Below are 12,757 nucleotides of genomic sequence, written 5' to 3'. Positions count from 1 at the left end.
GAGCCTTCGCCGAGCAGCGCGGCGCTGCCGGTTTGGGCGCCCAGAACCGCATCTTCTTCACGCAGATACGTGTACTGCGCGTTGACCGACAGGTTCTTGGTTACTTTTTGCTCGACCCCGATTGTCAGGGCTTCGGCTTCGCGGGCACCGAGCTGGCGCTGGATGTTGCGCTCGATTTCCGAGACCCCGTCGAGATCGCGCCAGTCTTCGCGTTGCTGGCTGTAGCCGACGCTGAGAGTGGTGGCCTTGAGCGGGCTATAGGTTGCTCCGGCGAATGTCTCACCCGAAGCCAGACCAAGGACCGGGTTTACGCCGCCTGTCTCATGATCGTGATCGCTGATGATGCCAAAGTTGTTTCCGGCAAGGGCAAGTGCGCCCTGACCATGACCGAGCGTGAAGGACATGGTGCCTGACGGATCAGCCAGCGTTGCCGCGTTGTGCACCGGACGCATCGCGCCATCATCGCTGAACTGCGGGGCGATGGCATCAAAGCGCATCGACCATTGACCGTCTGTACCGGCGGAGTTTGAGCGTATCTGGCTGATGCCGTGCTTGCCATCGCCATCCCGGTCAGCGCCATTGCTAAGCAGCCAGTTGGCAAAACGATCCGACACAAAATCCTGCATCCTCTGATACCCATTGCCAAGCGCATTGGTGCTTTTGCCATAGGTGAATGACGACATCGGAATTGCAAAGTCGCGGAAGGTGCCTCCGATATCTTCAAACGCAGTCAGATAGACATCGCTTGTTTCCCAATAGCTAGGCACGCCAGAGCCAAGCAATTGTGATGCCGTTGTTTCATACGAGCGGTAGCTTTTCCCTTTACGTTCGTAGAATGTGTAGCTGAGGTTGCCAAAATCGAGGGGCGATTGCGACGCCGCCACATCAAGCAGTCCGTGGCCGTAAACAGCGTCTACGCCCGGCGCGCCCAGATCCTGAGCCGATTGAAAGATGATATCCGCGGTTTCATGCGGGTTATTGGCGAGCCATGGCCAGCGATCATGCAAGAGCGCAATCGCGCCCGATACCAGCGGGGCCGCAAACGACGTACCCGAACGGCGGATCAACCCGCCATGACCGTCATCGGCAAGCAGCAATTCGCCCGGCGCAACGATGAAGCGGTTCATCAACTCATTGCCGCTGTTGCAGACACCGTTGTTCAAAAGGCAGGCATCACCTGGCCGGTTCGAGAAATCGGAAATCGTCCCGTCCGGACGCACCGACCCGACAAAAATCGCAGCAGTTGTGCTTTCACTTACCGTACCTGTTGGGAAACCAAGCAAAAGTGATTGCTGAGAAGTGTAATCCGAATCGAGCAAGGCTGCCGTGTCGGTATAGCCCCAGTTGACATCCTGCGTTTGGCTGATGCCATCATTACCTGCGGCGATGACATAAACGGTGCTGTTGGCGAATGGTTTTACCCAGCTCCAATCAAGTGCCGCTGCAAGACCAGGAGAGACAACGTAACCGGCTTCGCCCAGTGACAGATTAATGACGCTGGCACGCTGTGGATCGCCAGTGATCGTATTCAAGAACGAACGGCCTTTGATGGACCAAATGCCCAACATCACATCATACCACTCAGGCGATCCCCCAACCATGAATGGGTTGTAGGCAGCGACGCGGGCGTTCGGGGCAATGCCCATTACGCCTTCGCCGTCATGCGCGCCCACGATCAGACTGGTAACGCTGGAGCCGTGGCCTTCGAGCTGGTCGTTATATCCACCTTGGTAGACGAGATTATCGTTAAGATCTGCGCTGGATCCGAATGCGGAATCGATCACACCGACAATCGTCTGGACGCCGGAACCCTGGATCTGGCTGATAGACGGAGTCCAATTGACCGTAGACATCCAGTGATCGACATGATCGATCCCGGAATATTGGTTTAGCGTATCATGAAAATCGAGATAGAGCCGGGCGCGCTGGCCTTTGGTAAGGGCCTCAATCGACGCCTTGTTATTTGCGTCGGCACCATGCCGAGCGAACACTTCATTCACAAGCTGATCGAAATCCTGCCCTGTTTTGGCAGTGTATTTAGAACCATATTGCGCTTCACCGATAGAAATGAGCTGCGCGAAAGCAGCCATCATTTTGTCAGGCGCGCCGTCACGGATGATTGAACCATCCAAATTGTACCGGATGCTGTTGAACTCATTTTCGATCGTGGTGATCTGCGACGAATAATTCTGACCGAACTGAGCGATCGATTGAAGGTTCGCCTGATCGAATGCGACGATATCACCCCAGAATGCATCAATATCACCCCAGAACGGGCTGATATCACCCCAAAATGGGCTGATGTCGCCCCAGAACGGGCTGATGTCGCCATAGAACGGGCTGATGTCGCCCCAGAACGGGCTGATATCACCATAGAACGCAACGATATCACCCCAGAATGCGTCAATGTCTCCGTAATAGGCATCGACATCGTTTGAGGCGATGCTTCGCGCAGTGATCGCGCCGCCGCCTGAAAGGGATTGAGCGTAGTCTGCAAAATTGGCGGGTACGGCATCGCTGGAAACCGTCCCGGAGGATGCGAGGGTGACGATGCCAACCGGTGCATCAAAACGCGTCGCGGCATCAATCAACGCCTGTGGCGCGGCTGCAGTCATGATTGATGCTTGGGTGCTCTCTTGTACGCTGATCGGGCCGGTGAATTCCGGATCTACCGGTCCGAGCGTAACGGGTAGAACGTTTGCAGCAGCGATGGTCTCACTCGCGCTGGCGTCACTTTCGAAGGATGCGGCGACCGAAGGGCTTTCGGCGAACAGCATAGTGTCCAGTTCGGGCGCCACATACGGCTGCGCCTCGCTCGCGCTCGCCGTGCTGGCAAGCGAGATGGCGACGGCTGCTGTCGCGGTGTTGATGAACAATGACTTCATGGCTTCAATCCGTTGTTTGCGGGCGCTTTGAATGCACCAATCATGCGTCGGTAATAGCCGAAGAGGTTCTCGTGTTTCGTTGAGCGGAAGGGTTAAGATAGTAACAATTTCAAAGGCTCAGCGAACGCCAGCCTAGGGGATTATCCGCGGCAGGAATGGCAGCGCGGTGCGCCTCGCAATTCTTAATTTTTGGTAAAACCGCCCGCTTGGCCGATCTGCCCCCAATTCTTACCCGTTAGGAAATCTGTGGGTCGAGATGCGGTTTTCCGAATCACACCGGCCACCAGTTAGCATGGCCGATTACACCGAAAACAACGCCGCAGTTTGGCGCGGACATCGAAAGGAAATTGGAAGGGTAGTTGGCGGACAGGGTGGGATTCGAACCCACGAAGGGCTTGCACCCTTGCCGGTTTTCAAGACCGGTGCATTCAACCGCTCTGCCACCTGTCCGCGCAGTGGAGCCTGTTAACGGGGCATTTCGCCCTTGTCACCTCCATTTGGATATTGGGTATTCATCTAAGTTGTGACAAATGGGAAAAATGATCACACGCATTGCCCTTGCAGCGCTTGCTTTTGCTGCACTATCCGCCCCCGTTCCACCCGCATTGGCCCAAACTCAGGCGCAAGACGGGATTGCCTTTGATGCATATATGGAGCTGTTGAAAGCGCGCGCGCGGGGTGAAGGGGTTAGCGAAGCAACGATCCAGCGTATGACGGCGGGGCTAACGCCGAATGACCGCGTCATCCGGCTTGATCGCGGGCAACCGGGAAAACCGACTGTCCGGGGGTATCCTGCACTCGCGCCCTACATTCGAACACATGTCAATTCGACCCGGATTGCTGGCGGACGGTCGGTGTACAGGGATAATCGCTCTGTATTGAGAGCGGTTGAGGCAGAATATGGCGTTCCCGCATCAGTGATCGTCGCCATTTTCGGGCATGAAACAAGCTACGGACAGATACGAGGCAATTTCGATCTTTCCCGCAGCCTGGCAACCTTGGCTTGGGAAGGCCGCCGGCGCGATTTATTTGCCAATGAATTCATTGCCTTGATGAAGGTTGCTGATAAAGGGTATTCGCGCAGTCAATTGGTCGGCAGCTATGCCGGCGCGTTTGGCAACCCGCAATTTCTGCCGTCGGTTTACCTGCGCCTCGCCGCGGATGGAGACGGGGATGGGCAGGCGAACATCTTCTCAAATAGATCAGACACATTTGCATCAATCGCAAACTATTTTCGCGATGCAGGATGGCGGACCGGACAGCCTTGGGGTGTGCGAGCTTATGTTCCTGGCGGGTTTGACGTTGATGCCTACCGCAACAAATTGAACGCGCAGGTCTGTTCACGCGTGCATGAACGCCACAGCCAGTGGAAAACGGTGCGTGAATGGCGGGAGCTCGGGGTTCAGCCGCAGACATCACTGCCGGCCGATACGCTTGTATCTTTGTTTCAGCCGGACGGTCCCGGTCAGCCGGCATGGCTGCTCACCGGCAATTACCGCGTTATCCTCGAGTACAATTGTTCAAATTATTATGCGATGAGCGTTGGCCTGCTTGCTGACGAAATCGTGAACTAAATTTGCCGCTGTCTCGCCAAGGCAATGGCGTAGAGCTATGTCGCCAAGGTGACTTTTTCGGCTTTGATACACCGGTTGATACTGGCAACCGCTTTTGCGGCATTTCTGCACGTGCAGCCGGCGCATGCACAGAAAGCTTCCAGCGGAGCCGTACCGACCGCAGACGAAGCGCCGATCGCCTTGTTGATCGACGTCACTTCCGGGCAGGTGTTGTTTGCGCGAAACGAAAACCGCCGGTTTGTGCCCGCATCCATAACAAAGACGATGACCGTTTTTGTCGCGTTCGAACGGATCTCCAACGGAACCCTTGATCCGGCTAGCACGATCATCGTCCCCGAGGCCGTTTCGACCGAATGGTTCGGGAAGGGCTCATCAATGTTGCTTCCACCACAAGCCGAGGTGCGCGTTTCAGAATTGCTGACAGGGATCGCTACAGTTTCGGCGAATGATGGATCCATCGTTCTGGCTTCGGGGCTGGCCGGATCCGTGCCTGCCTGGCTTGATGAAATGAACAACGCCGCCAGGCGGCTTGGAATGGTCAACAGTCATTTTGGCACGCCCAACGGTTGGCCTGATGACGGCCGTACATTCACGACCGCGAACGATCTGTTTCTTTTGGCTAAAGCCATGATTGAGCGTCATCCAAAACTTTACGCTGAATATATCGGCCAGCCCAGCTTTGCCTATAACGGGATTACTCAAGTGAACCGCGACCCGATTCTGGGCAGAATCGCAGGAGCAGATGGCATTAAAACAGGCTTCACCAGCGAGGCGGGGTTTGGATTTTTGGGATCAGCCAAGCAGAACGGTCAGCGTCTGGTTATGGTTCTGGGCGGGGTTGATCGCAACGCATTGAGAGCCAAACTGGCGCGAGAGTTTATGCGATGGGGTTTTGAAGCCTTTGAAAGAAAGCGACTTTTGCAAAAAAGCGTCATTGTTGGCTCTGCCCGCGTTCAGGGCGGCGATGCTCGGTCTGTAAACCTGATCACTGATCGTCAAGTATACGTGAACATTCCAAGAGAGGCAGAAGATGGCGTGAGTTACAGCGTCATTTATGATGGGCCATTACGCGCGCCCATCAACGCAGGTGAGCCGATCGGGAAATTGAGAATATCGGTTCCGGGAATGAAGCCCGCATTGGTCCCGCTGCTCGCCGAACAGAGTGTTGAGACTGCTGGATTTTTCCGTACAATTTATAATGGGGTGACGGGGTGGTTCGAATGAGCGGAGAGCATTTACGTGGCCGCTTTATCGCTTTTGAAGGGGGCGAAGGCGCAGGAAAAACAACGCAAGCTGTGATGTTGGCCGATGCCCTTCGGGCCAAGGGTATTAGGGTCGATGTCACCCGGGAGCCGGGCGGGACCGCCGGTGCCGAGGCCATTCGCAATCTCCTGCTTGACCCACCATCAGGCGAACATGGCACAGGCTGGAGCCTTAAGGCAGAAGCGCTGTTGTTCGCCGCGGCGAGGGCGGACCATGTTGAAAAACGGATTCTCCCCGCACTTGAGGCGGGAACCTGGGTCATCTGCGATCGGTTTGTGGACTCCAGTCGCGCCTATCAAGGCGGGGCAGGGGGTTTGGGCGATCAGGCGATCCTCGATCTTCACCAGTTCGGCAGCGATGGATTACGGCCCGATCTGACCATCTTGCTAGAGGTAGATGCCGACAGGCTTGGCCGCCGATTGATCGAGCGCGACGGCGGGCAAGCCGACGCGATCGGCGGTCGCAGCGCGGCATATCATCACAAAGTGGCATCGCGTTTCAGCGTCCTGGCGCAAGCCGACCGAACGGGATTTGCGGTAATCGATGGCAGCGCTCAGCCCCATTCTGTGCATCAAGATGTGATGAATGCGGTCAAGCCCTTGCTGGCTTCCGTATCCAGTTGATGGATTGGCCCAACCATCATGATGCCTGGCGCGAGTGGCGGCGCGCTTTATCCGGTGCCCGTATGCATCATGGCTGGATTCTGGCCGGCAAAAGCGGTCTTGGAAAACGCGAATTTGCACATGCCGCAGCCCGTGAACTCGTGGCCGAAGATGGGATCAATCAGCCGGCCGGCAATCATCCTGATATCCTCCATCTCACGCATCTTCCCAAAGATGAAAAGGAAGAGAAAAAGCGTGATGACGGCAAACCGTATCAGGTAAAACGAAACATTTCAGTCGGGCAGATCAGGGACATGCAGCGCCGATTGAACACGCGCCCGACACTGGGCGCGCGCCGCGCGATCATCATCGATCCGGCTGATGATATGGAGCCGAGTGCATCCAATGCTCTTTTGAAAAGCCTTGAAGAGCCTCCCCAAGGCACATTTTTCATGCTGATTACGCACCGGCCATCGCGCCTTTTGCCGACGATCCGTTCGCGCTGCCGCCTGTTGCGGTTTCCGACTTTGAGCGAGGGTGACCTTTCAAGACTGCTTGATCAGCATGCCGGATCAGCAAGCGCGCAGGCGCGGGACGCGGCGATACGCGCTGCCGAAGGTTCCCTTGGCGCCGCCTTACGCTTTGTCGAGCAGGATATGGGGCCGATAGCGGCTTTAATTATGCGGCTCCTTACAGAAGGTGATGCCAATTTTCAGGTTCGCGGAGAGCTTGGCAAAGCCATCGGTCCGCGCGCAGACAGATCGCGTGTGCAGGCCATTCTGGAACTGGCTCAAGCTCTGGTCGCGGGTGAGGCGCGGCAGGATGGAACAGCCGCACGGCGAGGGCGATTGATCGAAGTTCACAGCGAGCTGGTGACACTCGCGGCTCAGGCACCGACATACAATTTCGATAACAGTCTGCTCGCGATGGAAATCGGTACCTTGCTTAGCTCCGCGAGCGCGGCTAGCGATCACGCCAATGGCTGACCACAACACTTCTCCGTTTTATGTCACAACAGCGATTAGCTACCCGAATGGGCGCCCGCATATCGGGCATGCATACGAAGCAATTTCGACTGATGTGATCGCCCGCTTTCAACGGCTGATGGGCCGCAAGGTGCGGTTTCAGACCGGCACCGATGAACATGGCTTGAAAATGGCCCGCAAAGCGGAAGAGCAAGGCCGCACAGCACGCGAACTGGCTGATGAAATGTCAGGATATTTCCGCGAGATGTGCGATGAACTTAACGTATCTTATGACCGGTTTATCCGAACGGTCGAGGATGACCATCATGCCGCCAGTCAGGCCATCTGGCAGCGCATGGAGGCTGCCGGCGATCTTTACCTTGATCGGTATGAAGGTTGGTACTCTGTCCGTGATGAAGCGTATTACGATGAAAGCGAACTGACCGAAGGTGAGGGCGGGGCAAAGCTCTCTCCTCAGGGCACTCCTGTTGAATGGACCGTGGAAGAAAGCTGGTTTTTCAAACTTTCCAAATATCAGGACCGGCTGCTCGAATTGCTTCGGACGCCCGGTTTTCTTGAACCGGCGAGCCGGCGCAATGAAATGATCGCATTTGTTGAGCAGGGGCTGCGCGACCTTTCAGTTAGCCGGACCAGCTTCGACTGGGGCGTAAAGGTGCCGGGCAGCGAAGATCACGTGATGTATGTCTGGGTCGATGCGCTCACCAATTATCTCACCGGTCTGGGCTTTCCTGATGACACAGAGGAAATGGCCGAATTCTGGCCAGCCAGCCTCCACATCATCGGCAAGGATATTGTGCGTTTTCATACGGTCTACTGGCCAGCATTCTTGATGAGTGCCGATTTGCCGACGCCGCAAAAGGTGTTCGGACACGGTTTTCTGCTCAATCGCGGTCAGAAAGAGTCAAAATCTCTTGGCAATGTTACTGATCCGCTTGAATTAGCAGAAAAATTTGGCGTTGATGCGCTTCGGTATTTCCTTCTGCGCGAAGTCGCGTTTGGCCAAGATGGAAGCTATTCACCCGAAGCGATTGTGACCCGCGCGAACGCGGAATTGGCGAACAGTTTCGGCAACCTCGCGCAGCGCACCCTATCTATGATCGCCAAGAATATGGACGGGAAGCTGTCCGCATTTGATCCTCTGCCCGCGGATCAGGCATTGCTGGATACCGTCCGGCAGGCTTGTGCCGTAGAGGTGCCCGCAGAGTTTGAAAAACTCTCATTTTCAGTCGGCATCGAAGCATGGATTAAGGCCGTTTATGCGTGCAACCAATATGTTGATGAGCAGGCTCCATGGACGCTCAAAAAGACTGATCCGGCGCGAATGAACGTTGTATTGCAGACGCTGTTCGTTGCATTGCGCGATCTTGGTATTGCTATCCAGCCCGTGGTACCCGAGAAATCAGCCAATCTGCTCGACCAGCTTGGTATTCCTGAAACAGCCCGCGATTACGCGGCGCTGGCCGATAGTGCGTGGTATCAACGCTTGGTAAACTCCGGATTTGTGGTCGCGAAACCCACGCCGATCTTTCCGAGGTTAGAGCTGCCTGAGCAAGAAGAGGGTGCGTGATGCTGATCGATAGCCACTGCCATCTCGAATATAAGGGATTGGTCGAGGATCAACAGGGTGTCTTGTCCCGTGCACGGGCCGCCGGCGTTGGTGCTTTTCTCAATATCTCGACGAAGAAAAGCGAGTGGGAACAAGTGGTTGATACCGCCACCCGTGAAGTGGATGTTTTTGCAAGCGTCGGGATCCATCCTCATGAGGCTGACAGTCATGAAGACCTGGGCAGGGGGGTGCTGCTCGCCGCGACAGAAAATCCCAAGGTAATCGGTATCGGTGAGACCGGCCTCGACTATTTCTATGAACATTCGGACCGGGTAACGCAGGCAAAGCTGTTCCGGATGCATATCGATGTGGCGCGTGAAACCGGATTGCCGGTGATCATTCACACGCGCGATGCCGAAGATGATACCTATCAAATCCTGTCCGAAGAAATGGAGAAGGGGACGTTTCCTGCGCTCATCCATTGCTTCACAGCTTCTGAGAGCTTTGGCAGAAAAGTGCTTGATCTTGGTCTGACAATTTCAATTTCAGGCATTGTGACGTTCAAGAATGCAAAGGATCTGCAGGAAACTGCCAAAGGCGTTCCGGAAGGGCGATTGCTGGTCGAAACAGATAGTCCGTTTTTGGCTCCAGTGCCGCATCGCGGAAAGCCATGCGAGCCAGCTTTTGTCGCAGATACAGCGAGGTTTATCGCAGAATTGCGAGGCGTTGATCCGCAGCAATTGGCCGATGCGACAACCCGCAATTTTGAGGAACTTTTCACTAAGGCGATGCTGTGAAGTTTATTATGCTCGGTTCGGGTACGTCCACGGGTGTGCCGCGGGTTGGCGGACCGGATGGAACTGGTGACTGGGGCGATTGCGACCCGAACGAACCACGCAATCGCCGAACGCGGGTTTCCATTCTTGTCGAAAGCAATGCGGGGAAACGGTTGCTAATCGACACGTCGAGCGATTGCCGTGCGCAATTGCTGGCAAACAAGATCCCTTCAATTGATGCGGTATTCTGGACCCACGATCACGCCGATCACTGCCATGGCATCGATGATCTTCGTGTCATGCGATATGGACGCGGCGGGCCGATCCCCGGCTATGCCTCAACAGAAACCGTGCGGCGTTTGCGGCAACGCTTTGGTTATGTGTTTGCGGGGCAAGACGGGTATCCGACTATCATAAGCCTCGATACCCTTGAGCGGCTCCGTATCGTGGCTGGGTTCGGCGTCGAAGCGTGCCAGATGGAGCACGGGCCGGGAGAGACCACTGGTTACCGTTTTGAATGTGATGGTAAATCAATTGCTTATGCAACAGATTTTAGCGCAATTTCCGATGACATGGTCGATTTGTATGACGGCGTCGATATTCTGGTAAGTGATTGCCTGCGCCGTGATCCGCATCCAACGCATGCGCATCTGGCCATGGCTATCGAATTGGCGGAGCGCTGCGGCGTTAAACGTCTCGTGTTGAGCCATCTGGACAAGAGTATGGATTATCAGACTTTGGTCAGCGAAGTGCCGGATTTTGTGACGGTTGGATATGACGGTTTGGAGATGCAAGCATGACCGATATGGCCATTATATCCTTGGTGTCTCTGATCGGTTGGTTGCTTATCGCTGGCAGTGCCTTTGCATCGTATCGTCTTGGCTGGAATAAAGCTTTAAGAATGGCTTTGATCTGGATTGCGATATTCGGAGGCGCATTTTTGCTGGTTGGGTTGCTGATGTGACGTGTGCCGTTACTTCCGTCGTCTCAGTGTTAATTTAACATAATATATATTATCAATCTTAAGGTGAGCTATGAGTGAGGGTGCCCCACTAAACGACAAAGCCTCCCAGATTGAACGATTGCTCGCAATCATGGCTACTCTGCGCGATCCAACCCAAGGCTGCGATTGGGACCGAGCGCAAAACTTTGCAAGCATCGCGCCGTACACAATCGAAGAAGCTTACGAAGTCGCTGACGCGATTAAGCGCGAAGATATGGCCGAACTGCGCTCTGAACTTGGCGATCTGCTGTTCCAGGTCGTTTTCCACGCGCAAATGGCTGACGAGGCCGGACAATTTGGATTCGATGATGTCGCGCGCGGCATCAGTGATAAAATGGAGGCCCGGCATCCGCACATCTTCGGCGATGAGACGGGAACCATGGGCGAAGCCCGATGGGAAAACCTCAAGGAGGTTGAGCGCAAAGAGAAAGGCGCGACCAGCGCATTAGACGGGGTTGCGATTGCGCTGCCAGCCTTAATGCGCGCCCAGAAGCTGCAAAAACGAGCAGCGAGGACCGGATTTGACTGGCCTGATTCATCGGGCTCAGAAGCCAAAATATACGAAGAAATTGAAGAGCTTAAATCTGCCAGCTCACAAGAGAATGAGATTGAAGAGGCAGGAGACCTATTATTCGCAGTGGTCAATTATCTACGAGCGCACGATATCTCTGCCGAAGATGCGTTAAAAGCTGCCAATCGTAAATTTGAACGACGGTTTGTCGCGATGGAAGCTCTTGCTGGAAGCGGCTTTGCCGACCTTTCTCTTGCTGATAAAGAGGCGCTTTGGCAAACCGTCAAAAAAGACGAAAATTCAAAGGCCTAAACTGCGATACTGTCCCAATTCCTTAGGGTTAAGGCGCACGGTAATCTTTCGCATCGGGCCCTGCTCCCCTTCCCCGGCTTCTTCGTCTGACAAGACATCACCATGAGCATGAAGCCATGCGAGCTTCCGCCCGTCACTCGCCGGGATTGTCACAGTTACTTCTTTGGCTGTCGCCGTCAGCATTTCGGCAATTCTGGCGGAGAAATCATCCAACCCTGCACCGGTTGATGCCGAAATTAGCACAGCGTCCTGCGCGGCGGCGGCCTCTGCCAGTTCGGCGGCGCGGCCTTCATCCAAAAGATCGGCCTTGTTCCAAATTTCGAGAATTGGAATTTCACTATGGCCAGTTTCTCGGTCGACGACGTCCAGATCGGCCAGAACGTCCATCACCTGTTTTTTCTGGGCAGCGTGGGCTGGGTTTGACATGTCGCGAACGTGACAAATTATATCGGCTCCGGTCACTTCTTCCAAAGTCGCCCGAAACGCTGCGACCAGCTGCGTTGGTAGGTCAGAAATGAAGCCGACCGTGTCAGAAAGAATCGCCTTTTCCACTCCCGCCAGACTGATCGCGCGCATTGTCGGATCAAGCGTCGCGAAAAGCAGGTCTTCTGCCATCACATCAGCGCCGGTCAGGCGATTGAACAAGGTGGATTTTCCAGCATTGGTGTAGCCAACCAGGGCGATCACGGGCCACGGTGCCCTGCCCCTGCGTTCGCGGTGCAGCGCGCGCGTTTTGCGGACCTGCTCCAGCTCTCTGCGCAGGCGGCTCATGCGTTGCCGGATCATGCGCCTGTCAGCTTCGATTTGCGTTTCACCCGGCCCGCCGAGGAAGCCAAAGCCGCCGCGCTGCCTTTCAAGATGGGTCCAGCTTCGCACCAATCGGCTCTGTTGGTAATCGAGGTGCGCAAGTTCAACTTGCAGGCGACCTTCTGCCGTCGCCGCACGTTCTCCGAATATCTCCAGGATCAGTCCGGTTCGATCGATGACCTTGCGTTTGAGAGTTTCTTCCAAATTGCGCTGCTGGATCGGGGTCAGAGCCCCGTCGACCACGACCAATTCACATTCGTGCAATTCACACAGCGTCGCAATGTTTTGAACCTGACCGGAACCGAACAAGGTGTTGGGCTGCATTTGACGGATCGGAAGGATTTCAGAATGGGCAATAACCACGCTAATGGCCAGGGCTAGGCCTTGAGCCTCTTCAAGCCTTTCGCGAGCATCAAGATCATAACGTAAGGATCGTATGTCCGGACATAATACAAGGGCCCGCGCTCCGCGGGTTACCTCGTCCATCAGATC

11 protein-coding genes and 1 tRNA gene are annotated in these 12,757 nt (G+C 55.2%); 9 read left to right on the top strand and 3 right to left on the bottom strand.

The features are described from left to right. On the bottom strand, window positions 1–2,885 hold a 2,885-nt coding region (locus FGU71_RS12580), incomplete at its 3' end, for a S8 family serine peptidase (protein ID WP_142788888.1). A gap of 360 nt (window positions 2,886–3,245) precedes the next feature. After that, window positions 3,246–3,335: transfer RNA gene (locus FGU71_RS12575), tRNA-Ser, on the bottom strand. 89 nt (window positions 3,336–3,424) lie between these two features. Between FGU71_RS12575 and FGU71_RS12570 the strand changes: the two genes are divergently transcribed. The 9 genes from FGU71_RS12570 to mazG all read left to right on the top strand — a co-directional run bounded on the left by FGU71_RS12570 (window position 3,425) and on the right by mazG (window position 11,458). After that, a complete protein-coding gene (locus tag FGU71_RS12570; RefSeq protein ID WP_142788887.1) occupies window positions 3,425–4,459 on the top strand; it encodes a lytic murein transglycosylase in 1,035 nt (344 codons plus the stop codon). 48 nt (window positions 4,460–4,507) lie between these two features. Then, complete coding sequence (locus FGU71_RS12565; RefSeq protein WP_234035744.1) at window positions 4,508–5,683, top strand: D-alanyl-D-alanine carboxypeptidase family protein; 1,176 nt, start codon at window positions 4,508–4,510, stop codon at window positions 5,681–5,683. After that, window positions 5,680–6,345 (top strand): dTMP kinase, encoded by a 666-nt coding sequence (gene tmk, locus FGU71_RS12560; protein ID WP_142788886.1) that lies wholly within the window; start codon window positions 5,680–5,682, stop codon window positions 6,343–6,345. The genes FGU71_RS12565 and tmk overlap by 4 nt, the downstream gene beginning before the upstream one ends. Continuing rightward, complete coding sequence (locus FGU71_RS12555) at window positions 6,345–7,310, top strand: DNA polymerase III subunit (RefSeq protein WP_142788885.1); 966 nt, start codon at window positions 6,345–6,347, stop codon at window positions 7,308–7,310. The genes tmk and FGU71_RS12555 overlap by 1 nt, the downstream gene beginning before the upstream one ends. After that, the gene (metG, locus tag FGU71_RS12550; RefSeq protein WP_142788884.1) at window positions 7,303–8,877 is read left to right on the top strand and encodes a methionine--tRNA ligase; all 1,575 of its coding nucleotides are present in this window, start codon (window positions 7,303–7,305) and stop codon (window positions 8,875–8,877) included. The genes FGU71_RS12555 and metG overlap by 8 nt, the downstream gene beginning before the upstream one ends. Further along, window positions 8,877–9,653 (top strand): TatD family hydrolase, encoded by a 777-nt coding sequence (locus FGU71_RS12545; protein ID WP_142789135.1) that lies wholly within the window; start codon window positions 8,877–8,879, stop codon window positions 9,651–9,653. The genes metG and FGU71_RS12545 overlap by 1 nt, the downstream gene beginning before the upstream one ends. Then, a complete protein-coding gene (locus tag FGU71_RS12540; protein ID WP_142788883.1) occupies window positions 9,650–10,432 on the top strand; it encodes an MBL fold metallo-hydrolase in 783 nt (260 codons plus the stop codon). The genes FGU71_RS12545 and FGU71_RS12540 overlap by 4 nt, the downstream gene beginning before the upstream one ends. Then, window positions 10,429–10,596, top strand: a complete 168-nt coding sequence (locus FGU71_RS14140) for a hypothetical protein (protein ID WP_185960291.1) — start codon at window positions 10,429–10,431, stop codon at window positions 10,594–10,596. The genes FGU71_RS12540 and FGU71_RS14140 overlap by 4 nt, the downstream gene beginning before the upstream one ends. Window positions 10,597–10,666: 70 nt before the next feature. Next, window positions 10,667–11,458, top strand: a complete 792-nt coding sequence (gene mazG / locus FGU71_RS12535) for a nucleoside triphosphate pyrophosphohydrolase (protein WP_142788882.1) — start codon at window positions 10,667–10,669, stop codon at window positions 11,456–11,458. Here mazG and hflX read toward each other — a convergent pair. Further along, window positions 11,447–12,751, bottom strand: a complete 1,305-nt coding sequence (gene hflX / locus FGU71_RS12530) for a GTPase HflX (protein ID WP_142788881.1) — start codon at window positions 12,749–12,751, stop codon at window positions 11,447–11,449. The two genes, mazG and hflX, sit on opposite strands and share 12 nt — an antisense overlap. Between the last annotated feature and the right edge of the window lie 6 nt (window positions 12,752–12,757).

Origin of the sequence: Erythrobacter insulae, from assembly GCF_007004095.1 — a bacterium.
GTDB lineage: Bacteria > Pseudomonadota > Alphaproteobacteria > Sphingomonadales > Sphingomonadaceae > Erythrobacter > Erythrobacter insulae.
This window is presented reverse-complemented; position numbering and strand designations above follow the sequence as displayed.